26 protein-coding genes and 1 pseudogene are annotated in these 24,833 nt (G+C 64.0%); 13 read left to right on the top strand and 14 right to left on the bottom strand.

All coding sequences use genetic code 11. The features are described from left to right. Window positions 1-7 precede the first annotated feature (7 nt). Entirely contained in the window at window positions 8-799 is a 792-nt protein-coding gene (locus PMI20_RS08135; RefSeq protein ID WP_007930806.1) for an IclR family transcriptional regulator, read from the top strand. Window positions 800-995: 196 nt separating this feature from the next. Here PMI20_RS08135 and PMI20_RS08130 read toward each other — a convergent pair. The 8 genes and pseudogenes from PMI20_RS08130 to PMI20_RS08095 form a co-directional block, all read right to left on the bottom strand. Beyond that, window positions 996-3,538 (bottom strand): annotated as a pseudogene (locus tag PMI20_RS08130) (LuxR C-terminal-related transcriptional regulator). A gap of 148 nt (window positions 3,539-3,686) precedes the next feature. Further along, window positions 3,687-5,054, bottom strand: coding sequence for a DUF1329 domain-containing protein (locus PMI20_RS08125; RefSeq protein ID WP_007929800.1), 1,368 nt, complete (start codon window positions 5,052-5,054; stop codon window positions 3,687-3,689). 25 nt (window positions 5,055-5,079) lie between these two features. After that, a complete protein-coding gene (locus PMI20_RS08120) occupies window positions 5,080-6,873 on the bottom strand; it encodes a DUF1302 domain-containing protein (protein WP_007929801.1) in 1,794 nt (597 codons plus the stop codon). A gap of 633 nt (window positions 6,874-7,506) precedes the next feature. Beyond that, entirely contained in the window at window positions 7,507-8,418 is a 912-nt protein-coding gene (locus PMI20_RS08115) for an SDR family oxidoreductase (protein ID WP_007929802.1), read from the bottom strand. Window positions 8,419-8,632: 214 nt separating this feature from the next. Further along, window positions 8,633-9,535 (bottom strand): alpha/beta fold hydrolase, encoded by a 903-nt coding sequence (locus PMI20_RS08110; RefSeq protein ID WP_007929803.1) that lies wholly within the window; start codon window positions 9,533-9,535, stop codon window positions 8,633-8,635. Further along, window positions 9,535-10,317, bottom strand: a complete 783-nt coding sequence (locus tag PMI20_RS08105) for a class II aldolase/adducin family protein (RefSeq protein WP_007929804.1) — start codon at window positions 10,315-10,317, stop codon at window positions 9,535-9,537. The genes PMI20_RS08110 and PMI20_RS08105 overlap by 1 nt, the downstream gene beginning before the upstream one ends. Before the next feature lie 154 nt (window positions 10,318-10,471). Further along, window positions 10,472-11,158, bottom strand: coding sequence for an LrgB family protein (locus PMI20_RS08100; RefSeq protein ID WP_007929805.1), 687 nt, complete (start codon window positions 11,156-11,158; stop codon window positions 10,472-10,474). Continuing rightward, entirely contained in the window at window positions 11,148-11,534 is a 387-nt protein-coding gene (locus PMI20_RS08095) for a CidA/LrgA family protein (protein ID WP_007929806.1), read from the bottom strand. Before PMI20_RS08095 ends, PMI20_RS08100 begins: the two co-directional genes overlap by 11 nt. A 110-nt stretch (window positions 11,535-11,644) precedes the next feature. On the opposite strand from PMI20_RS08095, the gene PMI20_RS08090 reads away from it, so the two are divergent. Next, window positions 11,645-12,541 (top strand): LysR family transcriptional regulator, encoded by an 897-nt coding sequence (locus PMI20_RS08090; protein WP_007929807.1) that lies wholly within the window; start codon window positions 11,645-11,647, stop codon window positions 12,539-12,541. Here PMI20_RS08090 and PMI20_RS08085 read toward each other — a convergent pair. After that, window positions 12,522-12,977: a flavodoxin gene (locus PMI20_RS08085; RefSeq protein ID WP_007929809.1), complete on the bottom strand. Its 456-nt coding sequence runs from the start codon at window positions 12,975-12,977 to the stop codon at window positions 12,522-12,524. The two genes, PMI20_RS08090 and PMI20_RS08085, sit on opposite strands and share 20 nt — an antisense overlap. A gap of 156 nt (window positions 12,978-13,133) precedes the next feature. Here PMI20_RS08085 and PMI20_RS08080 point away from each other — a divergent pair, with 156 nt between their 5' ends. Further along, window positions 13,134-13,607 (top strand): PAS domain-containing protein, encoded by a 474-nt coding sequence (locus PMI20_RS08080; RefSeq protein ID WP_007929819.1) that lies wholly within the window; start codon window positions 13,134-13,136, stop codon window positions 13,605-13,607. 55 nt (window positions 13,608-13,662) lie between these two features. Further along, window positions 13,663-14,268, top strand: coding sequence for a hypothetical protein (locus PMI20_RS08075; protein WP_007929821.1), 606 nt, complete (start codon window positions 13,663-13,665; stop codon window positions 14,266-14,268). A gap of 31 nt (window positions 14,269-14,299) precedes the next feature. On the opposite strand, the gene PMI20_RS08070 is transcribed toward PMI20_RS08075, so the two are convergent. After that, window positions 14,300-15,259: a MerR family transcriptional regulator gene (locus tag PMI20_RS08070; protein ID WP_007929823.1), complete on the bottom strand. Its 960-nt coding sequence runs from the start codon at window positions 15,257-15,259 to the stop codon at window positions 14,300-14,302. Window positions 15,260-15,472: 213 nt separating this feature from the next. Between PMI20_RS08070 and PMI20_RS08065 the strand changes: the two genes are divergently transcribed. From PMI20_RS08065 to PMI20_RS08040, 6 genes are all read left to right on the top strand, one after another. Next, on the top strand, window positions 15,473-16,045 hold the full coding sequence (locus tag PMI20_RS08065; protein ID WP_007929825.1) for an antibiotic biosynthesis monooxygenase: 573 nt from the start codon (window positions 15,473-15,475) through the stop codon (window positions 16,043-16,045). A 162-nt stretch (window positions 16,046-16,207) separates the two neighbouring features. Next, window positions 16,208-16,918, top strand: a complete 711-nt coding sequence (folM, locus tag PMI20_RS08060; protein WP_007929827.1) for a dihydromonapterin reductase — start codon at window positions 16,208-16,210, stop codon at window positions 16,916-16,918. 21 nt (window positions 16,919-16,939) lie between these two features. Beyond that, on the top strand, window positions 16,940-17,500 hold the full coding sequence (gene folE / locus PMI20_RS08055; RefSeq protein ID WP_007929828.1) for a GTP cyclohydrolase I FolE: 561 nt from the start codon (window positions 16,940-16,942) through the stop codon (window positions 17,498-17,500). Window positions 17,501-17,502: 2 nt separating this feature from the next. Beyond that, window positions 17,503-17,874, top strand: a complete 372-nt coding sequence (folX, locus tag PMI20_RS08050) for a dihydroneopterin triphosphate 2'-epimerase (protein WP_007929829.1) — start codon at window positions 17,503-17,505, stop codon at window positions 17,872-17,874. Window positions 17,875-17,911: 37 nt separating this feature from the next. Further along, window positions 17,912-18,208 (top strand): DUF1244 domain-containing protein, encoded by a 297-nt coding sequence (locus PMI20_RS08045; protein ID WP_007929830.1) that lies wholly within the window; start codon window positions 17,912-17,914, stop codon window positions 18,206-18,208. Continuing rightward, window positions 18,201-18,539: a HopJ type III effector protein gene (locus tag PMI20_RS08040; RefSeq protein ID WP_007929831.1), complete on the top strand. Its 339-nt coding sequence runs from the start codon at window positions 18,201-18,203 to the stop codon at window positions 18,537-18,539. The genes PMI20_RS08045 and PMI20_RS08040 overlap by 8 nt, the downstream gene beginning before the upstream one ends. Window positions 18,540-18,704: 165 nt before the next feature. On the opposite strand, the gene trxB is transcribed toward PMI20_RS08040, so the two are convergent. Then, complete coding sequence (gene trxB / locus PMI20_RS08035) at window positions 18,705-19,661, bottom strand: thioredoxin-disulfide reductase (RefSeq protein ID WP_007929833.1); 957 nt, start codon at window positions 19,659-19,661, stop codon at window positions 18,705-18,707. Between the two features lie 312 nt (window positions 19,662-19,973). On the opposite strand from trxB, the gene cysZ reads away from it, so the two are divergent. Both cysZ and PMI20_RS08025 read left to right on the top strand, forming a co-directional pair. Continuing rightward, a complete protein-coding gene (gene cysZ, locus PMI20_RS08030) occupies window positions 19,974-20,729 on the top strand; it encodes a sulfate transporter CysZ (protein WP_007929836.1) in 756 nt (251 codons plus the stop codon). A gap of 40 nt (window positions 20,730-20,769) precedes the next feature. Beyond that, on the top strand, window positions 20,770-21,969 hold the full coding sequence (locus PMI20_RS08025; RefSeq protein WP_007929842.1) for a glycosyltransferase family 4 protein: 1,200 nt from the start codon (window positions 20,770-20,772) through the stop codon (window positions 21,967-21,969). Between the two features lie 84 nt (window positions 21,970-22,053). On the opposite strand, the gene PMI20_RS08020 is transcribed toward PMI20_RS08025, so the two are convergent. The 3 genes from PMI20_RS08020 to PMI20_RS08010 all read right to left on the bottom strand — a co-directional run bounded on the left by PMI20_RS08020 (window position 22,054) and on the right by PMI20_RS08010 (window position 24,467). Further along, the gene (locus PMI20_RS08020) at window positions 22,054-23,157 is read right to left on the bottom strand and encodes an NADH:flavin oxidoreductase (protein ID WP_007929843.1); all 1,104 of its coding nucleotides are present in this window, start codon (window positions 23,155-23,157) and stop codon (window positions 22,054-22,056) included. A gap of 206 nt (window positions 23,158-23,363) precedes the next feature. Continuing rightward, window positions 23,364-23,846: a glutathione peroxidase gene (locus PMI20_RS08015; protein ID WP_007929844.1), complete on the bottom strand. Its 483-nt coding sequence runs from the start codon at window positions 23,844-23,846 to the stop codon at window positions 23,364-23,366. A 135-nt stretch (window positions 23,847-23,981) separates the two neighbouring features. Further along, window positions 23,982-24,467, bottom strand: a complete 486-nt coding sequence (locus PMI20_RS08010) for an FKBP-type peptidyl-prolyl cis-trans isomerase (RefSeq protein WP_007929845.1) — start codon at window positions 24,465-24,467, stop codon at window positions 23,982-23,984. Between PMI20_RS08010 and PMI20_RS08005 the strand changes: the two genes are divergently transcribed. Beyond that, the gene (locus PMI20_RS08005) at window positions 24,436-24,774 is read left to right on the top strand and encodes a DUF3565 domain-containing protein (RefSeq protein ID WP_081502469.1); all 339 of its coding nucleotides are present in this window, start codon (window positions 24,436-24,438) and stop codon (window positions 24,772-24,774) included. The genes PMI20_RS08010 and PMI20_RS08005 overlap by 32 nt on opposite strands. Window positions 24,775-24,833: the final 59 nt, after the last annotated feature.

The following is a 24,833-nucleotide window of genomic DNA, read 5'->3' as shown; positions in this document are numbered from 1 at the left end:
CGCCTCCATGGAAAAGCCGCGCAGCACCAGCGACAGCAACGGTAAACAGAAAGTCCGCTCGGCCGAGGTCGGCACCGACATCCTCAAGGCTCTGGCCGAGCTGTCGCCGGCCACCTCGCTGTCGCGCCTGGCCGAACATGTGCAGATGCCGGCGAGCAAGGTCCACCGTTACCTGCAGGCGCTGATCGCCAGTGGCTTCGCCGAACAGAACACCGCCACCAACCACTATGGCCTGGGCCGCGAGGCCTTGCGGGTCGGCATGGCCGCGCTGGGCAGCATGGATGTACTGAAGGTCGCCGCCCTGCCCCTGGCCGAGCTGCGCGATGAATTGAACGAGACCTGCTTCCTCGCGGTATGGGGCAACCAGGGCGCGACCGTGGTGCATATCGAACCGGCCGTGCGCGCGGTGACGGTGGTGACCCAACTGGGTTCGGTGCTGCCCTTGCTCAGCTCGTCCACCGGGCTGGTGTTCGGCGCCTACCTGCCGAATCGCGAAACCGTCGATTTGCGCGAGCAGGAACTCAAGGCCCACGCGCCCCATGCGCTGGCGGACGAGCAGGCCTATGCCGCCCTGTGCGAGCAGATCCGCCAGCGCGGCCTGCACCATGTGCACGGCCTGCTGATGCCCGGCGTGGATGCCTTGTCGGCACCGGTGTTCGACGCCACCGGCAAGGTCGCCGCCGTGCTGACGGTGGTAGGCCCGACCTCGCTGTTCCACGCCGACGAAAACGGCCCGGCGGCGCAACGCCTGCTGGCCGCGTCCCAGGCGGTGAGCTGGCGCATGGGTTACCAACCCTAGACGCGGATCCATCCAATCGTCAGCTTTGCGGCCGCTGCGCGGCCGATCGCAGGCTGCGCCAGCGGCTACAACAACCCCGACCTCTGTAGCCGCTGCCGAAGGCTGCGATCGGCGGCGTAGCCGTCGTCAAAGCGGGCCGCGCGGTTTGGCGGGAGGCCGCGTTGTCAGAGTGGCGGCCCTGATATCTGTCCGACCACTACATCAATCCCAACGTCTTGGCCTTGGCCACGGCCTGGGTGCGGCGCTCCACCCCGAGCTTGCTGTGAATGCGCCGCGCATGGGTCTTCACCGTGTGCAGGGAAATGAACAATTGCTCGGCGATCTGCTGGTTGGAGCTTCCCAGGGCGATCAGTTGCAGCACCTCCAGCTCCCGCTGGCTCAGCGGGCTCTCCCCTGCCACCGGCAGCGGCATGGGCGCTTCGGGTTCGGCCACCGGCTGGACATCAAACATCCGCGGCTGACGCAGACGCAATTCATGCAGCGCCTGGTGCAGGTTGCACCGGGCACCGAGTTCCAACCCCTCCTGCAAGGCACGGGCGGACAACACCCGATCCCCAGCAGGAAAGCGACCTCGGCCAGGGCCAGGTACAACTCGGTCTGCAGGCACAGCATGCCCCGTTGCCGGGCCTGTTCGAGCAGGCGCTGCAAGTTTGCCACCGGTGCCTCGGCACGCTGCAGGTACACCTCGGCCAGCACCAGCAGGTACTCGATACGCGGAATCAGCTCGAGGGTGGCCGGTGGCGCCTGGCGCGCCTGGGGCCCGCGGTAGTGACGCAGCACCCGGCTCAAGGCCTCCTGGGCCAGTTCTGGCCGCCCCTGTTGCAACCAGAACACGCTGCTGACCTGCAGCAGCACGGCGCGGTACACCGTGTCCGGGATCTGCCGTTGCTGCATCAGCCGCTCGGCATCGCGCAGGCGCACAAACGCGTGGGCATAGTCGCCCTGGTTGGCGGCCAGGAACGCCTGGCCGAGAAACCCGTACAGGGCGCGCTTGTCGTGACTGAGCAGACAGCGTTCGAGCCCGCTCTGGAAGTGCCCGGCGGCCTGTTCCGCCTGCCCCTGGCGCAAGGCCAGGCGCCCTTGGCGCAAGGCGATACGACCCAGCAGCGGGCCGACCCGATAAGCCTGGCGACTCAACAATTGCTGCACATCGTCCAGCAGGCTCTGCGCCCTGTGGGGCGCCCCACGCTGCTCCAGCAGTTGGGCATGGTCCAGCTCCAGCAGCGCTTCGAACAGCAATGAACCCTGGGCCCTGGCCAGGCACAGCGCCTCGCGGTTGAGCATCTGCGCCACGTCCAGTTCGCCCCTGAGCAAGGCCTGCTGGGTCAGGCCCGAAAGGCACAGCAGGCGGGTCGGCCAGGCATGGGCCGGCAGTTCGGTCAGCGCCTCGAGAAAATGCATCCGCGCCGGTTCCATCAACCCTTGCAGATGCAGCAGCCAACCCTGCTGCGCCTGCCAGCGCGCCACCAGTTGCCGCTGCCCGGAGGCCGTCGGCTGCGGCGTGAAACGCGCCATCTGCGCCACGCAGTGTTGCGCCTGGTCGAAACGCCCGGCGAACAGCAAGGCCGCCGTCAACAGCCCGACCAACTGCGGGCTGCCGAGCAGCAGTTCCTCACCCTGCTGCTCATGCAGGCGCAACAGCAACACCACATTCTGCTGCTCGAACAGGTGCTCGAAACTGAAGTGCTGCAACAGGCTGACCGCCACTTCGTATTCCTGCGCCAGCAACGCCTGCTCGAACGCCGCCTGCCAGTCCTCCTGCGCGGCGAACCACTGGCAGGCACGGCGATGCCAGGAGCGTCCCGCCGGCCAGGGCTCGTCGCGCATCAGCCGGGCCAGGGGCGCGAACACTTGCAGCCACTCCGGCGCAGCCTCCCAGGGTTCGATGAAGCAGCCCAGATCCTGCAATGTCCGCAGGTACTGGGCACCCTCCCCGGCGCCGAACAGGTGCTCGCACAACGGCGCATTGAAGCGCGGCAGGTGCGCCAGCACATGCCAGACCTCGGACAGCTCCGCCGGCAACACGCTGAACAGTTCGTGCTCCAGGTATTCCAGCAGGGTATTGGGCCGCCCTTGCCGGCACGGCGTGGCCACCAGCTCGCTGCCTTCGAGCAGGGCGATGCGCACCCCGGCGCACCAGCCGGCACTGCGCTGGAAAATCCGGCTGGCGGTGTGGATCGACAAAGGCTGCGGCAATTGTTGCAGCAGTCGCTCGATGTCCTCCTGGGTGAACGCCAGCTCGGGCCCCGTGCATTCGTAGAGCTGGTCGTCGAGCAGCAGCCGCGGCCAGTTGCATTGCGGCCGGCGGCGGCCGCCCAGCCACCAGGTCAGCGCCGGGTTGCTGATCGCCAGCAGGCGGTCGAGCAGCAGGTCCAGCGGCGGCGCGGCGACCCGGCAATAGTCGTCGAGGAACAGCCAGGTCGGGCTCTGCACCTGCGCCAGATGGTCCAGCACGGCGGCCTCGTCCGATACGGCCAGGCCCAACGCCCGCGCCAGCTCGCCGCACAATTGCAGCGGTGTCTGCGCCGCCCCGGCCTGGGGCAACCAGCACACCCGGCACCCAGGCGGCGCCTGCAACAGGCATTCGGCGAGCAGGGCCGTCTTGCCGCTGCCAGCCGGCGCACAAAGCAATTTCACCCGGGCGGGCGATGCCAGGAGCGGGGCACTCAGACGGCTGCGGGACAGGTGATGGGAGGACAAACGGGGCAGGAATCCAGGACAGGGAGTCATGGCGGTCATTGCGGCGTGCCTTTTTATAGTTTTAGCCTGCGTGCCCCCACCCTAGCCTTGTCGCCGGTGCTTGTTGAGAAGTATTCAGCGCGCTGATCCGCGCCCATAAAAAAGGCGACCGATCGGTCGCCTTTTGCCATCGTTTGTATCCCGGGCCTTACCGAACGCCGGTTGCGCGCAGGGCGGCCGGAGTGTAGTCGGCGGCCTTGGCGGCGAAACCGAACTCGAAGCTGTGCTTCTCTTCGTTCTTCATCCCCAGAGCGAGGTAGCGTCCGGCGATGATGTCGTACAGCGCTTCGAGGGTGTAGGCCGGCACCTGGGCGTTGTAATAGAACTGCGCATGCCCTTCGGCCACCCGCCACAGCTGGCCACGCCCGTCGTAGTGGTCCACCAGCGCCACCTGCCAGCTGTCCTCGTCGATGTACATGTGGCGCTTGGCATAGATATGCCGCTCGCTCGGCTTGACCGTGCCGACCACTTCCCAGACCCGGTGCAGCTCGTAGCGGGTCAGGTCCTGGTTGATATGCCCGGCCTTGATGATGTCGTCGTACTTGAGGCTCGGCGAATCCAGCTTGTAGCTGTTGTAGGGGATGTACATCTCCTTCTTGCCCACCAGCTTCCAGTCGTAGCGGTCCGGCGCGCCGGAGAACATGTCGAAGTTGTCCGAGGTGCGCAGGCCGTCGGCGGCGGTGCCCGGCCCGTCGTAGGCCACTTGCGGGGCGCGGCGCACACGGCGCTGGCCGGCGTTGTAGATCCACGCCAGGCGCGGCTCCTTCACCTGGTCGAGGGTTTCGTGCACCAGCAGCACGTTACCGGCCAGGCGCGCCGGAGCGGTCACCGCCTGCTTGAAGAAGGTCAGCACGTTGGCGCCTTTCTCCGGGTCCAGGTCGGGGATCTGCTGCGGCACCGCCACCTCTTCCTCGAAGCGGATCGGCGTGTAGCTGCCGTTGGTCTGCGGCGTGGCCTGGGTGATGATCCGGCGCAGGTTGCCGCCGCGATAACGGGTGGTGTGGTTCCATAGCACTTCCACGCCGGTCTTCGGAATCGGGAAGGTGTAGTAGCGGTTGCCGGTGAAATTGGCCAGGCCGTTGCCTTCGTTGATCGAGGTGACGTTCAGCGCGCTGCGCTTGGCCGACTCGTAGATGTCCGCCGGCAGGCCGACCGTGCGGTGGGTCGGGTAGACCGGGATCTTGTAAGTTTCCGGGTAGCGCTTGAACATCGCCACCTGGCCGTCGGACAGCTTGTCCTTGTACTTGTCGACAGTGGCCGCGGTGATGGTGAACAGCGGCTTCTCGTTGGCGAACGGGTCGGCGAGGAAGCCCTTGGCGTCCACCGCCCCGGCGTTCTTGCCGATACCACCGGTCCAGGCCGGGATCGAGCCGTCGGCATTGCCGGCCTTTTCCGCGCCGAGCGGGGTCAGGCTGGTGCCGAGCTTGTCCGCTTCCTGCGGGGTGACCGCCGCCATCACGTTGGCCGCCAGCAGGGTCAAGGCCAGGGCGCCGCATTGCAAAATCGTCTTGCGCATAAAGTTGTCCTTCTTTAGGGCCGGATCAGAAGTTCACGCCGAAGCTCAACGCGAGGAAGTCGCGGTCTTTGAGGGTGTTGTAGTCACCGCCGAAAAAGTCGGTGTAACTGAGGCTGGCGGTGTAGGTGTTGCGGTAGTCGGCATCGACCCCGAGGCTCACCGCCTTGGCGCCTTCGTTGAACAGGCCATTGGGGCCGTAGCCGTTGACGTCGTGGGACCAGGACAGGTTGGGCTTGAGGTTGATCCCGGCGATCAGGTTGTTGTAATCGAGGATCGCCCGGGCGCGATAACCCCAGGACGTGGCGGTGACGAAACCGTCGGTATCGCCACCGAAACCGTACTGGCCGTAGACCGAATCGCGGCCGTAGCGCAGCTCGCTTTTCGACTCCAGGCCACCGACATGCACGATCGCCGCCTCGCCCACCAGGGTCAGGCGGTCGGCGCCCAGCACCTGGTCGAAGAACTGGGTCAGGGTGCTCTGGACCTGGGTGATTTCCTTGCGCCGGTAACCGGTGTTGTCGGCGCCCGCCGAGGTCCGCACCGGCGACGCCAGGCCACCGGCGATGGGGTTGACCAGGGCCAGGGTCAGGTCGTTGGTGTTGATCTGCACCGGGGCGTTGGGCCGGTAGCTGATCTCGCCGGTCCAGGCGGTGCCGGTGGGCAGCGTGGTGGAGAAGCTGGCGCCGTACAGGCGGATGTCTTCCGGGTATTCGAGGTAGTACTGGCCGCGACCGAGCATCACGCTCTGGGCCAGGGCCGAACCGGTGCCCGGGGCGATGCGGTTGGCGGTGCTGACGATCCCCGGGATGCTCGCCAGGGTGCTGCTTCCGGCGGTGATGGTGCCAACCGTCGGGGTGCGCGCGTGGTAGTTCATGAAGTACAGCCCGTACTCGGTGTCATCGCCCAGCCAGCGCAAGGCGGTGCCCCACTGCCCGGAGTCGCGGGCATCGCGGTCGCCGGCGCGGCCGATCACCACGCCTTCGGGGGCCACGGTGAAGCCCTGGCCGAACGCTGCGGCAATCGGTTGCAGCGGGCGGATCGCCGGGCTGCCGACGGTGTAGCCAGTGGTGCAGCCGTCCGCCACCACGTCGTTGCCGAAGAAGGTGCCGCAGTTGTCGACCACGGTCTGGTCCCACTCCAGCTGATAGAAACCTTCCACGGTCAGCTGGTCGGTCAGGCCCTGGGAAGCGAACAGCATGTTCACCGGGATCAGGCCTTCCTTGATCTCCGCGCCAGGACGACGGAATGCAGACACGTCGATCGGGTTGATGCTGTTGATCGAGTTGCCGATGAAGGTGCTTTCGCCCCAGCTGACCACCTGCTTGCCGGCGCGCACGGTGCCCGGAAGGTCGGCGATGGAGTAGTTGTGATAGATGAAGGCATCGAGGATCTGCCCGCCGGACGACTTGGCGCCCTCCTTGCGGTTGTGGTCGCTGATGGGCTTGAACTCGCGGTCCTCGTCCTTGAGTTCGAAGTCGTACCAGTATTTGCCACGGACGAAGACGCCGGTGTCGCCGTACTTCAGTTCAAGGTCATGGATGCCCTTGAAGATCTTCGAAAAGGTCTCGCCCTTCTTGAAATTCAGGCGCCCGTCGTCGCCGGTGGAAGACTGCCCGCGACCGCCGTTGGACACACCCACCAGGTCCTTGTCGGCATCGCGCATGCCCCAGCTGGCGCCGATGGACAGCGAAGAATCGAACTGCCCCTCGATCTCCCCGATGTTGAATGAAACGGCCTGCGCCTGGGCGCAGCCCCCCAAGGCCACCGCGACGGCCAGCGCCCGCGGTGTGAAGATGGCGCGCATTGTTGTTTTTGTCATGCGTCTTCCCCGGTGAGTGACAGAAGGCCTCACCCTACTGCCGGCGCACAGGAGCGATAAGCGCACCAAGGAGGTATTCGCGTTGTCGTTCGAAAGGATGAATGCCCTCGCCAGCCGGGCCTTTGCGCGGTGCATCGACGGGCTGGATGGATGGGTATCAGGTGGATGGATTGCGCCCTTGCAGGGCATGTCCGCGCAACGTGCACTACTATTGCCCAGGCTGTAACAGTCCTTGTCCACAATCGCTATTTTTCATTGCACAGCCAGCCCTTATTCTGGCCTCGCTCTCACGGCAAACAGCCACGCAGAGTCGCCCAGAGGTGTGATCACGCCACCTTGGGGGCAAGAGGATTCAGAAGGTTTGAAGCAACGATATTCAGATCTTCACCGGGTGTTCACTGACGTTGATTTGTTGCTCCTTGATCTAACGTCTTCCTTCGGCCGCTGCCTTGCAGCGGCCTTTTTTATGCCCGGTAGAAAGCCAGGTCGATGCTCAAGGTCTGCTCGCCGTGGCAATGGAAACGCTGCAACAGGCGATGGACTGACAGCGCCAGGGTCAGGCCGAAGGCAGTGATGAAGGCATAAGGCGAACAGCCGCGCAGGCCGCGGCTGTTCGGGTTGGCGGGCGCTGCTTCAGATCGCGTATTTCTGCAGGTTCTGCATCATCTCTTTCAAGGCTTCGATGTTGTCCTTGGGATGCGCCGCGCCCTCGAAGTCGCAGATCTGCTGCCAGTGGGCGGCGACATCTTCCGGGGAAAAACCTTCACGCGGATCGAAGCCCAGGCCCAGGCTGCGCTCCCAGCGCACCTTGCCCATCCAGCCGCCGCCGACCTCGAACAGGCCGGAGGTCTCCTGGCAGTTCTCGCTGCCCAGGTACACCACCAGCGGGCTGACCAGCTCGGGCTTGAGTTGCTCGAACACCTGCGGCGGGATCAGCCCTTCGGTCATCCGCGTGCCGCCGGTTGGCGCGATGGCGTTGACCAGGATGTTGTTCTTGCGGCCTTCGATGGCCAGGGTGCGGGTCAGGCCGTAGAGGCCAAGCTTGGCCATGCCGTAGTTGGACTGGCCGAAGTTGCCGTAGATACCGGAGGTGGACGCGGTGAAGATCACCCGGCCATAACCCTGCTCGCGCATGTGCGGCCAGGCGGCGCGGGTCACCTTGTAGGCGCCTTCGACATGGACGCGGTACACCAGGTCCCAATCGGCGTCTTCCATCTTGTGGAAGGTCTTGTCGCGCAGGATGCCGGCGTTGTTCACCACCACATCCACCCGGCCGAAGGCATCCAGGGCGTTCTGCACGATCTTGTCGCCGTCGGTCACCGAATCGTGGTTGGCCTCGGCGATGCCGCCGGCTTCGCGAATCTGCGCCACCACCCGGTCGGCCGCCGAGGCATTGGCGCCCTCGCCCTGGGTCGAACCGCCCAGGTCGTTGACCAGGACCTTCGCCCCGTGCCGGGCGAACAGCAATGCATGAGCCTGCCCCAGACCGCCGCCGGCACCGGTGACAATCACGACTTTATTCTCGAAGCGCACAGACTCACTCATACCGAACTCCCACAGGCCAGATGGACAACAGACGGATAATGGCTTCGAGTGTCAGGCACGCGGCTGGCGGTCACAATAAACACGGCTGAAGCTGAATGGTGCGCAATAAGGCAGGGGGATGATCGAGGGGGAACCACGGCGTGGGCCGCATCGGCGTCTGGCATGCACAGGCCAAGGCCGCAGAACCGCGGTAGCTACGGACAGCGCGGGGCGCTCAGGAGCAGGCCAGTTTTCGCGGTGGAAACTCCAGGCTGTCGCGAAAGGCCAGATAGTGCTTGAGCACCTGGACCGGGGCCTCGGTCTGCGGGTAGTGACCGATCCCGGCCAGCAGCACGGTATCCGGGGCGGGGATCAGTTGGCAGTAGCGCTCGACCATGTGCGCCCCGGAAATCGGATCCACCGCGCCGTCGATCACCCGTAGCGGCACCTCGCCGCGCTGCATCGCACTCACCCAGCGGTCGCGCTGCACCCGGCGCTCGGGAATGTAGCCGATCAATTTATGCAGGATCCGCGGGCCGTTATTGGCCTCCACCAGGCTCCAGAAGTCATCCAGCACGCTTTCGCTGGGCCGGGTCTGCGGGCCGAAAATCTGGCTGAAACTCTTGGCCAGGCCCTCACGGCTGAAGGCGCGGCCGAGCATCCAGCCCAGCGGGCTGAGCAGCAGCTTCTGCGTCAGCACCGGGCGATGGGTTTCCGGGAACAGGCCGCCGTTGAGGAACACACAGCTGGCCATGTTGCAACGCTCTTCGTAGTGCCGGGCGAGCATTTCCTGGGCGACGCTGTCGCCATAGTCGTGGGCCAGCAGATGCACGGGGCTATCGACCCCCAGATGCTCGAGCAAGGCCTGCTGCAGGTCCGCCTGTTCCAGCAGGCTGTACTCGTGGTCCCGCGGCTTGGCCGAATCGCCAAACCCCAACATGTCGCAGGCGATCACCCGATAGCGCTGCGCCAGGGGCTGCCACAGGTAATGCCAGTCCCAGGCGGCGGTGGGAAAACCATGGATCAGCAGCAGCGGCTCGCCCTGCCCCGCGGTCCAGTAGCGAATGGCATGGCCGCGAAACGCGAAGCTATGTCCGCGCTTGCGCCACACGCACAGAGGAATCTCGGCCATAGGCATCAGAGTTTATAACCCGCGTCTTGTTTATCGAGTTTGCGCAGCAGTGCCGGCCATGCCAGCGCGCCGCCCATGCCTTGAGCGCTTCTGGTGACCCCGGCGATCATCGCCTTGGCCCCGGCCAGAATCTGCGGCTCGATGGCGATCAGTTGCGCCGCACCGTTCTGCGCCAGCACCTGGATCTCGCAGGCGCGCTGGAAGGTGAACATCATCAGGAAGGTGTCGGCGATGGTGCCGCCACAGGTCAGCAGACCGTGGTTGTGCAGCATCAGGAAATTGCTGTCGCCGAGGTCAGCCTGCAGCCGGGCCTTTTCCTCGTGGTTCAGGGCCACGCCCTCATAGGCGTGATAGGCCAGGCTCGACAGCACGAACAGCGATTGCTGGCTGATGGGCAACACCCCCTGCTGCTGCGCGGACACCGCGACCCCGGCCGCGGTGTGGGTATGCAGCACACAGGCCACATCGTGCCGCACTTCGTGCACGGCGCTGTGGATGGTGTAGCCGGCGGGGTTGATCTCGTAGGGGCTGTCCATCAGCTTGTTGCCGGCCTGGTCGACCTTCACCAGGCTGGAGGCGGTGATCTCATGGAACATCAGGCCGAACGGGTTGATCAGGAAATCTTCGGTGCCAGGGACCTTGGCGGAGATGTGGGTGAAGATCAGATCGTCCCAGCCATGCATCGCCACCAGGCGGTAGCAGGCGGCCAGGTCGACGCGGGTTTGCCATTCGGCGGTGCTGACCTGGTCTTTCACACTCGATGTCGATTGAACGGAGGATAGGCTCACGGCAAGGACCTCAGTGACGGCAGTTTTTTATTATTTTTTCGGACGTGGGGATCAGTCTAGTCAGCCACCCGGGTTCGGGTAGTTGCCTTTGCAGCCAGCTTACTGACCGAGCGGGTCAGTGGTTATTTTAGTTGCAATCGGCACAGGTCAAACGTCAAAGCAACGACGCCAATAAAGGGGCGGCGAACAGGTTCAGCAGGCCCGTGAGGACCATCACCAACCCAGCCACCGAGCCCTCTTCGCCGCCGACTTCATGGGCGCGGCTGACCCCCGCGCCGTGGGCGCCGACCCCGAACAAAGCACCGCGAGCCAGGGCACTGCGCAGCGGCAGCCACTTGAGCAGGACACCGCCGAGCATGGCGCCGAACACCCCGGTGAACATCACGAACACCGCCGTCAGTTCGGGCACACCGCCCAGGTCATGGGCCAGCGGCATGGCGAAGGGCGTGGTGATCGAACGCGGCACCAGCGACAGGGTCACCGAGCTGTCCAGGGCCAGCACCCGCGCCAGGCCGAAGGAGCTGGCGATGGACGCCGCGCTGCCCGCCAGCATGCCCAGGAGCAAGGCCGACCAATGCCGCGCCAACAGCTGCCGCTGCTGCCAGATCGGCACTGCGAAAGCCACGGTGACCGGCCCCAGCACCAGCATCAGCCAATGGGTATTGGCGGCGTATTCGGCATAGGCGGTGTGCAGCGGCACGGCGATCGCCAACAGCAGGGCCGGCACCAGGATCAGCGGCGACAGCAGGTAGCGCCCGGTGCGCCGGTAGATCCAGCGGCTGAACAGATAGGCCGCGAGCGTCAGCAGCAGCCAGAACATCGGCATGGGCTCAAGCGTCATGGCGCATTCTCCAGCGGCACACCCATTCCACCGTGAACGCGGTGACCAGCATCACCATCAGCGTACTGACGCCAATCACCAGCAGGATCCGCCATCCGTCCTGGCGCAGCAGGCCGCCGTAGTCCAGCAGGCTCATCAGCGCCGGAATGAAGAACAGCAGCATCTCGGCCATCAGCAGGCCCGCGCCCATTTGCAGCGCCGCCGGCTTGACCCAGCCCAGGGCGAACGCCAGCAACAGCAGGGCCAGGCCGATCACCCCGCCAGGAATCGGCCACGCCAGCCACCCGGCCAGCTGGCAGCCGAACAGATAAATAGCCAGCAACACCGCCAGTTCGGATAACAGGCGACCCAGGTGTTTCAAGGTGGAAGCGTTCATGGAATTCGGTCCTCGCAGGCCTGCATTTTAGGCAAGCGCCTGCCATCACCGAAGCGAATTGTTAGACTAGAAGCCATTCCAGAATGGAATTAAGAGCACGGACCCAAAACATGGACTTCAAACAGCTGCGCAGTTTTGTCGAAGTGATTCACCAGGGCGGTTTCACCCAGGCCGCCAAGACCCTGCATATCAGCCAGTCGGCGGTGAGCAAGCAAATCGCCCAGCTGGAACAGAGCCTGGGCACGCCATTGCTGGATCGCCAGGGCTCGCACATTCATCTCACCGCCGCTGGCAGCGTGGTGCTGCAACGCGCCGAAGGCATGCTGCGCCTGCGCAATGAGTTGCTCAGCGAGCTGGACGACCTGAGCTTGTTGGCCCGCGGGGAATTGCGTCTGGGCCTGCCCCTGCTGGGCAGCGACGCACTGTTCGCCGGCCTGTTCGCCGAGTACCGCAGGCGCTACCCGAACATCAGCGTGCAGTTGCTTGAAGGCGGCAGCCTGAATATCGAGCAGGCGGTGCTCAACGGGGAACTGGAGATCGGCGGCAGCCTGACGCCCAAGGACCCGACCTTCGCCTACCAGCCTTTCTGCGATGAACCTCTGGATGCCTTGCTACCGGCCGATCATCCACTGGCGATCAAGGCCCAGGTGCGCCTGGAGGAACTGGCGGACACGCCGTTCCTGCTTTATCAGCGCAGTTTCGTGCTCAACGACCGGCTGCTGCAGGCCTGTCAGCAGGTGGGGTTCACCCCGAAGGAAGGTGGCCGCAGCGGCCAGGCGGACTTTCTCGCCGCCCTGGTGGCCGCCGGGCAAGGTGTAGTGCTGTTGCCCAGCGTGGTGGCGCGCGGCCTGGTGCGGCCCGGCGTGGTACGCCTGACGCTGCAAGCGCCCGACTACCTGCGCTGGGACATCGCCTTCATCTGGCGCCAGGGCGCCTATCTGTCCAAGGCCGCACAAGCCTGGCTGGCGCTTTTGCGCGAGCGGCCGGTCAGCCGCGCAGAGCGCTGATCAACTCGGCCAGCCAAGGCTCGGCGTCGGTTTCCGGGGTCACGCTTTCGCTGGCGTCCAGGCGCAGCATTGCCAGCACTTCACGCACGCCCAGCTCGGCGAACAGTTCGCGCATCTGCTCGCCACCGCCACAGAAGGTGTCGCCATAGCTCGAATCGCCCAGGCCGATCACTGCGCCGGGCAAACCGCGCCAGGCCGCCGGCAGTTGATCGCGAATGGCCGAATACAGCGGCAGCAGGTTGTCCGGCAGCTCGCCCATGCCGGTGGTCGAGGTCACGGCCAGGAACGCCTCGGGGCCGAACGCCTGGACATCCGCCAGGGTCGCGCGCGGGTTGTGCCAGGCCTCGAAACCTGCGGCATTGAGGAGTTTGGCGGCATGCTGGGCGACTTCTTCAGCCGTGCCGTACACCGAGCCGGAAAGGATGGCGACTTTCATCAATCTGATCCTGAAGCTGAGTAAAAGACTGGGATATTAACAGTTGCGCAAAAAAATCCAGCCTTGTAGCGTGATTTACCCATAATGGCCAGTGGACAGCTTCGCGCCATGTCTTAGAATTGCCGCCACCTGCCGATCGACTGCGGAAAGCCTCCGATGATCAACGCCCATCTGCTGCAACTGGTGATCAACGCCTCCAACGACGGGATCGTCGTTGCCGAACAGGAAGGCGAAGACAACATCATCATCTACGTCAACCCGGCGTTCGAACGGCTCACCGGCTACAGCGCCGACGAGGTGCTGTACCAGGATTGCCGCTTTCTCCAGTCGGGCGACCGGGACCAGCCGGCAATCCCGCTGATTCGCCAGGCCTTGGATAGCGGCCAGCCCTGCCGCCAGGTGCTGCGCAACTACCGCAAGGACGGCAGTCACTTCTGGAACGAACTGTCGATCACCCCGGTGTTCAACGAAAGCGACCAGTTGACCTATTTTGTCGGGGTGCAGAAAGATGTGACGGTCCAGGTCAAGGCCCAGCAACGGCTGGCGCAGGTGGAAAAGGAGCTGGCCGAAACCCGCGCGGAACTCGCCGCTTTCCAGGCGACGAGCGGCTCTAACAAGATGTCGAATTAGTTGTCAGTACGCTTAATCACCAATGATTTTGTCACCTTCTCCTTCGAGCAACATCATGCGCCGTGACGCTCTCCTCACTCAGGATGAACTGGACTTCATTCAGACCATGCAGCACAACCCGCAACTCAACATGCGGGATGCGAACTCGAGCCTGCTGGTGAATGGGGGCTCACAGATCCGCGACCTGCTCACCCGCCTGGCGGCCAATGAGCAAGTGACCATTCAGGCGCACTTTGAAAACCAGCAGATGACCTTTCCCCTGCACTTGGTGGAAGACGAGTTCCACGCGCTGCATCTGCGCCTGGGCGTGCCGAGCATCTTCGAGGATGGGCCGAGGGTCCGCCCCTGGCGCCTGACGCTGGCGGAGCCGGTGGCCTTGGAAAACGCCAAGGGGCAGCCCACTGCGCTGTGGGTGCATGAGGTGTCGTTCAACAGCGTGTTGCTGGAAATCCACAACCGGGCCAAAGCGCCAAAGCAGTTCGCCCAGTGGTTCAGTCCGTCGGGCTACGAGCGCATCGCCCTGCGCGGCCGCCTCGAACGCCAGACCGACGTCGGCTTCTATGCCTATCGGTTGAACCAGAGCGACACGGATGAAACCGAGCGCCTGCGCCAGTTCATCCTGCAACAGCACCGCCTGGCACACCCCAACCTGCACATCTGAAATCGCAGCTTTTGACTGCCTGGGTATGAGCTCAGGTATCGAGCGTACCGCTGAGAAACTGCCGCAGGCGCTGCATCATCAAACGCCCGTCACTCCCCAGACAGCCCACCGGCGAAGCGCTCAGGCTGTCCTGGGCCAGCTCGGCGACATCTCCCGCCAGCATCAGCGGACACTCCAGGGTCAGCGCCATGCGGTTCAAGCGTCGAGGCAGCTCCGGCGCCGGCGCGTGATTGGAAAACAGCACCAGCGCCTGGGGCTTGATCTTCTCGCAGACCAGGGTCAGCTCGTCGAACGGCTGCCCCAGCGCCAACACCCGGATTTCCAACTCGGCACTGCCCAGCATCAGCGCCGCCACCAGCAATTCCAGTTCCCGGCATTGCCCGGCAAGCGCCGCCAGCAGCACCGGGCGCAGCGCTTGGCCGCGCTGTAACAGCAGGCGCTGGGAGACCCGCGAACGCAGGAAGTGATCGAAGAACAGCCATTCGCTGGTGTGGCCGTAAGGTTCCTGGTGCTGCGCCAGCTGCCGCCAGAACGGCATGAGGATGTCCTGGAACACCACCGACAGCGAATAGCTGGAGAAGATCTGGCCGTACAGCCGCTCCAGGTGCGGCTCGTCGAAGCCGCCGACCGCCCGCTTGAGTTGCCCCTGCCACTGCAGGTAATCGCCCGATGCGCTGTCGCCCGGCATGGCCTGCGGCGCCTCGCGGGCGGCCCGGGTCTTGGCGAGGATCTTGCCGACCTTGCTGACCGCGACACCCCGATCGATCCAGCCGAGGATCTCGCGGACCGTCTCGACATCGTGCATCGAATACAATCGGTGCCCACTTTCGGTGCGCGTCGGCTGGATCAATCCATAACGACGCTCCCAGGCCCGCAGGGTCACCGGGTTGATCCCCGTCAACCGTGAAACTTCCCGGATTGGAAACAGATCGTCCTGCGAGGGTTGGTCGAGGGGCTGTGTCGGGCGGGAAAGTTCAGTAATAACGGGCATCTGGGCAGAAAACACCGATGGATAAAGTGACGGCCATTCTACTCCCCATCGGTGACAGTTCTTCAACACAGGGCGAATCGACCGCTGCCTCTGGTGTATTTGTCACAATCAGGAATAATCCTTGCCTGCTTTCACGACGCAGCCCAACACCCCGGTGCTGCGTCCGGCGTACGGCCTTACCCAGGCAGCGCATTGGTTTTACGGAGATACATAATGTCTACCTCACCCGTCACCCTGATGGTCGCCCGGCGTGTCGCCGATGGCCGTTACCAGGACCTGATCGCCTGGCTGCGCGAAGGCGAACAATTGGCCACCGACTTCCCCGGTTATCTCGGCTCCGGCGTGCTCGCTCCGCCGCCCGACGATGACGAATTCCAGATCATCTTCCGCTTCGCCGACGAGCAGACCCTGCACGTCTGGGAGCACTCCGCCTCGCGCACCGCCTGGCTGGCCCGCGGCAGCGACCTGTTCGCCCATCCCCATGAACACCGGGTCAGCGGCATCGACGGCTGGTTCGGCGCAACCGGCCAGCGCCCTCCGCGCTGGAAGCAGGCGGTGGCGATCTGGCTGGCGTTCTTCCCGGTGTCGCTGATCTTCAACTTCATCCTCAGCCCGTTGCTGGGCGAACTCAGCCTGGCGCCGCGGGTGCTCGTCAGCACCCTGGCCCTGACGCCGCTGATGGTCTACTGGTTCATTCCACTGTCCACCCGCCTGTTGTCCGGGTGGCTGAATAGCACGCCGCCCCGTCCGCTGCCGGCAGCACCTTCCCCACAGAGCCACATCTAGCAGCCGGCTCGCCGGCGATGAGCGATAACGCGGTCTGCCAGACAGACCGCGGCGCCATCATCGCGGGCAAGTCGGATCGCCGCCCGCTCGCTCCTGCAGCGGCTTGGGCGAACCCCGCCCCGCGCTGGTATAGTTTTGCTCTACCTGCGACGCGAGCCGTTCATGACTACTTCCCCTGCCCCGATCCTGATCACCGGCGCCGGCCAGCGTGTCGGCCTGCATTGCGCATTGCGCCTGCTGGAAGACGGTCACCGGGTGATCATCAGCTATCGCACCGAACGCCCCGGCGTGCAGGCCTTGCGCGAGCGTGGCGCGATAGCCCTGTTCGCTGACTTTTCCAGCGAAGCCGGGATCCAGGCCTTCATCAGCCAATTGCACGAGCACACCGACAGCCTGCGGGCGATCGTGCACAACGCCTCGCAATGGCTGGAGGAAACGCCCGGCCAGGAAAGCGCGGCCTTCGCCGACATGTTCAGCGTGCACATGCTCGCGCCCTACCTGATCAACCTGCATTGCGCCGACCTGCTGCGGCGCTCCAGCCCCGCCGACATCGTGCACATCGGCGACGACGTCACGCGCCGCGGCAGCAGCAAGCACATCGCCTATTGCGCCACCAAGGCCGGCCTCGACAGCCTGACCCTGTCCTTCGCGGCGAAATATGCCCCGACGATCAAGGTCAACGGCATCGCCCCGGCTCTGTTAATGTTCAATCCCGACGACGACGCGGCGTACCGCGCCAAGGCCCTGGCCAAGTCCGCCCTGGGCATCGAACCCGGTTGCGAGGTGGTCTACCAGAGCCTGCGTTATCTGCTCGATAACCCTTATGTCACCGGCACGACCCTGACCGTCAACGGCGGGCGGCACCTCAAGTAAGGCTTCCCGCGAGGACGTTGCATGACGCTTTCCCTGCCCCAGCACTACCGCGAGATCCTCAAGGGTCTCGGCGAAGACCCCGAGCGCGAAGGTCTGCTCGATACTCCACAACGCGCGGCCAAGGCCATGCAGTACCTGTGTCATGGCTACAGCCAGTCGGTGGATGAGGTGGTCAATGGCGCGCTGTTCGCCTCCGACAACGATGAAATGGTCATAGTCGCCGACATCGAACTCTATTCCCTGTGCGAACATCACCTGCTGCCCTTCATCGGCAAGGCCCATGTGGCTTATATTCCCACCGGCAAGGTGCTGGGCCTGTCGAAGATCGCCCGGATCGTCGACATGTTCGCCCGCCGCCTGCAGATCCAGGAAAACCTCACGCGGGAAATCGCCGACGCGGTGCAGCGGGTAACCCAGGCCGCCGGCGTCGCGGTGGTCGTCGAAGCGCAGCACATGTGCATGATGATGCGCGGAGTCGAGAAGCAGAACTCGACCATGCACACTTCGGTGATGCTCGGCGCCTTTCGCGATTCGAGCACCACGCGCCAGGAATTCCTGCAATTGATCGGACGGAGCAAGTAGCAATGCCACAACTTCAGCCAGGAATGGCTCGCATCCGGGTCAAGGACCTGTGCCTGCGGACCTTCATCGGAATCAACGAGGACGAGATCCTCAACAAGCAGGATGTGCTGATCAACCTGACCATCCTGTATGCCGCGCAGGAAGCCGTGCGCGACAACGACATCGACCATGCGCTGAACTACCGCACCATCACCAAGGCGATCATCGCCCACGTGGAGGGCAACCGCTTTGCCCTGCTCGAGCGCCTGACCCAGGAAATCCTCGATCTGATCATGGCCAACGAATCGGTGCTGTACGCCGAGGTCGAAGTCGACAAACCCCACGCCCTGCGTTTCGCCGAGTCGGTGTCGATCACCCTCGCGGCCAGCCGCTGATATCATCCGCGCCACATTTGATCGCACAGAGCCGAACATGACCGAGCAACAACGCCTGGAACTCGAAGCCGCCGCCTTCCGCCGCCTGGTCGCGCACCTGGACAGCCGCAAGGACGTGCAGAACATAGACCTGATGAACCTCGCCGGCTTCTGCCGCAACTGCCTGTCCAAGTGGTACAAGGCCGAGGCCGACGAGCGCCAGATCGAGGTCAGCCTCGATGACGCCCGTGAAGTGGTGTATGGCATGCCCTACGCCGAGTGGAAGAACCTCTACCAGAAAGAAGCCAGCGCCGAGCAGCAAGCGGCGTTCGCCAAAGGAAAACCCCATGACTGACCTGAACACCCTGCGCGCCAGCCTCAAGAGCGGCGAGCATGTCTTCGCCGACACCCTGGCCTTTATCGCCGCGGGCTACGATTACCAGCCACAAGCCTTCAACAACGGTGGCGTGGAAAACGCCACCGGGCAGAACGAAGGTTCGTGCAAGACCCTGGGCCTGGCCCTGCTGGAAGGCTTGAGCGACGAAGAAGCGCTGTTGGCGTTCGGTGAGCATTACCGCTCGGTGCTGGCCACCCCTGAAGGCAGCGACCACGGCAATATCCGCGCGCTGATCGCCCATGGCCTGGCGGGTGTGAAGTTTGCCCAGCAGCCACTCAAGCGCCGCTGACCTGTAGGAGCGAGGCTTGCCCGCGATGGGCACCATCCGATCTATCTGAAGCACCGCGTTGCCTGGATCGCGGGCAAGTCGGATCGCCGCCCGCTCGCTCCTACGGAAACAACAGACACAAAAAAACCGGCCTGGGCCGTTTTTTTCATTGCAACGGTCTGAGAATCAAGCGTTCTGCAGGTCGTCCAGGTAACGCTCGGTGTCCAGGGCGGCCATGCAGCCGGCGCCGGCCGAGGTAATGGCCTGGCGGTACACGTGGTCGGCCACGTCGCCGGCGGCGAAGATGCCTGCGATGCTGGTGGCGGTGGCATTGCCTTCACGGCCGCCCTGCACGACCAGGTAGCCGTCCTTCAGCTCCAGCTGGCCTTCGAACAGCGAAGTGTTCGGAGTGTGGCCAATCGCGATGAACACACCGTCGACCTTGATTTCGTCGAAGCTGCCGTCGTTGTTCTTCAGGCGCGCGCCGGTGACACCCATGTTGTCGCCCAGCACTTCGTCCAGGTTGGCGTTCAGCTTGAGTTCGATCTTGCCTTCGGCAACCCGGGCATTGAGCTTGTCGATCAGGATCTTCTCGGCGCGGAAGGTATCGCGACGATGGATCAGGGTGACCTTGCTGGCGATATTGGCCAGGTACAGGGCTTCTTCGACAGCGGTGTTGCCGCCACCGACCACGGCCACTGGCTTGTTGCGATAGAAGAAACCGTCGCAGGTCGCGCAGGCCGACACGCCTTTGCCCATGAACGCTTCTTCCGAAGGCAGGCCCAGGTAACGGGCGCTGGCGCCGGTGGCGATGATCAAGGCGTCGCAGGTGTAGGTCGCGCTGTCGCCGGTCAGGGTGTAAGGCTTGGCGGCGAAGTCCACGGCATTGATGTGATCGAAGACGATTTCGGTCTCGAAACGCTCGGCGTGTTCACGCATGCGCTCCATCAGCGCCGGGCCGGTCAGGCCGTGGACGTCGCCCGGCCAGTTGTCGACTTCGGTGGTGGTGGTCAGCTGACCGCCGGCCTGCATGCCGGTAATCAGCAGCGGCTTCAGGTTGGCGCGGGCGGCATAGACCGCGGCGCTGTAACCGGCAGGGCCGGAACCGAGAATAATCACACGCGAATGACGTACATCAGACATGACTCACTCCTATCGACCGGCCCGGATCACTGGCGCGGAACGCCGGATTGCCGGCTGGAATAAAAAAGGACGGCGAAAGCACTTGGGGAAGGCTTCAGGTTCGCCCGTCCGAAAAATAATGGGTGCAGCGTATAGAGGGGGCGAAGATTAAGGAAATACGGTTTAACAATCCAGCTCATAGGAGGTCTCTATCCTGTATCGGCGTATTTACCGGCGCCTTTGTTACAGTTGATGTCGACCTAACGACCGCGCTTTCGCCGGTGGGGCAAAGCCGGTAAGGTCGGCGCGTTTTCCCCCTGCACGGAGCTCCCTATGCCCGCCCCCGTTCTGTCCGGCCCGCAATACCTGCGCGAAGGCCTCAAGCTGGTGCTCAGCCCCGGCCTGCGTCTGTTCGTCCTTTTGCCCCTGGCCATCAACCTGGTGCTGTTCGTCGGATTGATCTATTTCGCCGGCCATCAGTTCAGCCTGTGGGTCGACACCCTGATGCCGTCCCTGCCGGACTGGCTGAGCTTTCTCAGCTACATCCTCTGGCCGCTGTTCGTGGTGCTGGTGCTGCTGATGGTGTTTTTCACCTTCACCATGCTGGCCAACGTGATTGCCGCGCCCTTCAACGGGTTTCTCGCGGAGAAAGTCGAAGTGGTGGTCCGTGGCACCGACGATTTCCCGCCCTTCAGCTGGGCCGAACTGCTGGCCATGATCCCACGCACCCTGGCCCGGGAAATGCGCAAGCTGGGCTATTTCCTGCCGCGGGCCATCGGCCTGTTCATCCTGTCCTTCATTCCGGTGGTGAACCTGGTGGCCGCGCCGCTGTGGCTGCTGTTCGGCGTGTGGATGATGGCGATCCAGTACATCGACTACCCGGCGGACAACCACAAGCTGGGCTGGAACGAGATGCTCGCCTGGCTACGGGAAAAGCGCTGGCAGAGCATGAGCTTTGGCGGGATCGTCTATCTGGTGCTGCTGATCCCGGTGGTCAACATCCTGATGATGCCCGCGGCGGTGGCCGGGGCGACGCTGTTCTGGGTGCGTGAGCGCGGCGCGGAGAGCCTGGTGGCCCAGCAACGCTGAGCGGGTCATAAATCCATCATCGCAACGTCACAATGACGACATGGCCTCGGTTGACACTGAGGCCATGACGACAGCTCTGCATATCACTCTGATCACCGAAACCTTCCCACCGGAAATCAATGGCGTGGCCAATACCCTTGGCCGCCTGTGCGATGGATTGCGCGCCCGTGGACACCAGGTGGAACTGATCCGCCCACGTCAGGGCGCCGATCAGAGCCGGATCAGCGACGAAGGTCTACTGCTGTGCCGTGGCTGGCCGCTGCCGGGTTATCCGGGGCTGCAATGGGGCCAGTCGTCGATGCACAAGCTGTTGCGGCGCTGGAAACGTCATCGCCCGGATGTGCTGTACATCGCCACCGAGGGTCCGCTGGGCCTGTCCGCGCTGCGGGCGGCGCGGCGCCTGGGGATTTCCGTGGTCAGCGGTTTCCACACCAACTTCCAGCAGTACTCCAGCCAGTACGGCCTGGGTTTGCTGACCCGCCTGCTGACCCACTACCTGCGCTGGTTCCACAACCGTTCCAAGCTGACCCTGGTGCCCAGCGCCAGCCAGCGCCTGGAGCTGGAGCGGCGCAACTTCGAACGCCTGGCGCTGCTGTCGCGCGGGGTCGACAGCCAGCTGTTCCACCCGGTCAAGCGCCTCAACGAACTGCGCCAAGGCTGGGGTCTGGGCAATGACGATATCGCGGTGATTCACGTTGGCCGCCTGGCGCCGGAGAAGAACCTGGGCCTGCTCAAACGCTGCTTCGCTCAGCTGCAGGACACTTATCCACAGCAGTCCATGAAATTGATCGTGGTGGGCGATGGCCCGCAACGCGCGGTCCTGCAGAGGGAGTTGCCGGACGCGGTGTTCTGCGGCTCGCAACGCGGCGAAGCGCTGGCCAGTCACTACGCGTCGGGGGATCTGTTCCTGTTCCCGAGCCTGACCGAAACCTTCGGCAACGTGGTGCTGGAGGCCCTGGCCTCGGGGCTGGCCGTGGTGGCCTACGACCAGGCCGCGGCGGCCCAGCATATTCGCCATGGCTACAACGGTGTGCTGGCGATGCCCGGGGACGAATGCGCGTTCTGCGATGCCGCCAGCTGGCTGCTGGAAGATCCCGAGACCTTGCGCCGGGTGCGCCTCAATGCCCGCCAGCACGCCAGCCGCCAGGGCTGGGCGGCGATCATCGAGCAGTTTGAAACCCAGCTGCGCGGCGCTTGCACGGAAGAAGTGGTGGTGTCTGAGGGGCGCTTGTTGCCCTGAAAACATCGCGAGCAAGCTCGCCCCTACATAGACAGTGCCTGTTGTAGGAGCGAGCTTGCTCGCGATAACGTTTCCCGGCTGCACTCAGACCAGCGTCATCAACGCCTCACGGCTGAACGGCAGGATGTCCTGCTCGCGACCGTCCCGCACCTTCTGCGCCCAGTCCGGGTCCACCAGCAACGCGCGCCCTACCGCTACCAGATCGAATTCGTCGTTGTTCAGACGCTCCAGGAGCTTTTCCAGGCTCGCCGGCTGCGCCACCTTGTCGGTGTTGACCATGAACTGCAGGAACTCGCCGTCGAGGCCGACGCTGCCCACGGTAATGGTCGGCTTGCCGGTGAGCTGACGGGTCCAGCCGGCCAGGTTCAGCTCGGAACCCTCGAACTCCGGCTCCCAGAAACGCCGGGTGGAGCAGTGGAAGATGTCCACACCAGCGTCCGCCAGCGGCTTGAGGAACTCGCCCAGAGCCTCGGGGGTTTGGACCAGGCGGGCGCTGTAGTCCTGCTGCTTCCACTGCGAAAAACGGAAGATGATCGGGAAGCCTGGGCCCACCGCGGCGCGCACGGCCTGGATCAGCTCGATGGCAAACCGCGAACGCTGGGCCAGGTCGCCACCGTACTCGTCGGTACGCTGGTTGCTGCCCTCCCAGAAGAACTGGTCGACCAGGTAACCGTGGGCACCGTGGATCTCCACGCCGTCCATGCCGATGTCCTGGGCATCCTTGGCGGCCTGGGCGAAGGCGGCGATCACTTCGCCGATGTCGTCCCGGGTCATGCCGTGGACCACCACCTGGCCATCCTTGAGTTTTTCCGACGGGCCGTAACCCGGCACACTGGCGTCCGGCTCGGTGCCCAGGCGGCGCACATTGCCCACATGCCACAGCTGCGGAACGATCTTGCCGCCTTCGGCGTGCACCGCGTCCACCACCTTCTTCCAGCCGGCCAGGGCCGCTTCGCCATAAAAGCGCGGAACGTTCGGATAGCCGTTGGAGGCCTTGTGCCCGACCGTAGTGCCTTCGGTGATGATCAGGCCGACCCCGGCCGCGGCGCGACGACGGTAGTACTCGATGACTTTCGAGTTCGGCACGCCACCCGGGGAAAACGAGCGGGTCATCGGCGCCATCACCACCCGGCTCGACAGCTCCAGGGCACCCAGCTGAAAGGGTTTGAACAAGGTTTGAACGGGCATGCGGTACTCCAGGGTTGACGGTCTTAATCGCGGGAAATGGCAAGTCGGGCGGGTACATCGACGGCCTTATGATGGCGATAATATTCCGTACTCCAGGCAACGCCCAGCACTATTGATCGGGGTGATTAAGGTGCCAAAGCGGAGGAAAGCGAAGGTGCGCGAACGCGCGGTAAAACCGGCCGGGCAGCGGGGCCCGGCGTGCAGATTCAGCTCAAGGCTTTTTCGATGGCCTGGATGACCGTCGAATCGTCGGGCGCGGTGCGTGGGGAGAAACGTGCCAGGACGCGGCCGTCCTTGCCCAGCAGGAATTTCTCGAAATTCCAGGTGATGTCGCCCGGGAACTCCGCCCCTTCGCCCGCCAGCAGACGGTACAACTGATGGCGCTCCGGGCCGTTGACTTCCAGCTTGCTGCTCAACGGAAAGGTCACCCCGTAATTGAGGCTGCAGAATTCCTGGATCTCCTGCTCGGAGCCTGGCTCCTGCCCGGCGAACTGATTACACGGCAGGCCCAGCACACTGAACCCCTGGCCTTTGTATTGCTGGTAGAGGTTCTCCAGCGCCGCGTATTGTGGTGTCAGACCACACTTGGAGGCGACGTTGACCACCAGCACGACGTGCCCCTTGAAAGGCGCGAGCGGTAGCTCCTGACCATCCAGGGCTTTCAATTTAAGGTCGTGAAAAGCACTCATGACGAACTCCAAATTCCCGTGTTCTTGCAGAAAACAGCCACTCGACAGTACCGCCTGTTGCCCGGCGATAAAAGCCGCCGACTAAAAAGGCGCCCTCGGGCGCCTCTCCAGTCAGACTTGAGCTTAGCGCAGAAATCAGTGGTGATGGCCACCTTCGCCATGGACGTGGCCATGGGCGATTTCTTCCTGGCTGGCGTCACGGATGTCGACAACCTTGACCTTGAAGTTCAGGCGCTGGCCGGCCAGCGGGTGGTTGCCGTCGACAGTCACGTCGTCGCCGTCCAGGTCGCGGATGGTGACGATCTGCATCTGGCCGTCCGGAGCGGAAGCGTGGAACTGCATGCCCACTTCCAGTTCGTCGACGCCTTCGAACATGCTGCGGCTCAGGGTGCTGACCAGTTCGGCGGCGTATTCGCCGTAGGCATCTTCCGGCTCAACGGCAACGCTCAGCTCGTCGCCGACGTTCTTGCCTTCCAGGGCCTTTTCCAGGCCTGGAATGATGTTTCCTGCGCCATGCAGGTAGACCAGCGGTGCGCCGCCGGCGGAGCTGTCGATGACCTCACCAGCGTCGTTGGTGAGGGTATAGTCGATGGAGACAGCCTTGTTGGCGGCGATCAGCATGGGGCGAGACCTTTTGCATAAGAATGAAGAACGTCCAAGTTTAGCGAAGCAATCGCCCGAAAGCGAACGGAACCCGGACAAACGGAACCTGACGCCAAGCTCGACGATCGTCGGCTTTCATCAGGATGAAGACGGCCACTGGGTCGTCGAGCTGTCCTGTGGCCATACCCAGCACCTGCGCCACCAGCCGCCCTGGCAATCCCGGGCGTGGATCCTGGATCCGCTCAAGCGTGCGGAAAAAATAGGCCAGCCCTTTGCCTGCGGTTGGTGCGCACAAGGCTCGGTTAGCGCTAACCTTGGCGCCTGAATTTCCGGTAGAGCAGTAAACATAAGCGACTCACCGTTGCCATGCACCCGTCGAGAATC

The sequence above is a fragment of the Pseudomonas sp. GM17 genome (assembly GCF_000282175.2).
In the GTDB taxonomy this organism is placed as follows: Bacteria; Pseudomonadota; Gammaproteobacteria; order Pseudomonadales; family Pseudomonadaceae; genus Aquipseudomonas; species Aquipseudomonas chlororaphis.
This window is presented reverse-complemented; position numbering and strand designations above follow the sequence as displayed.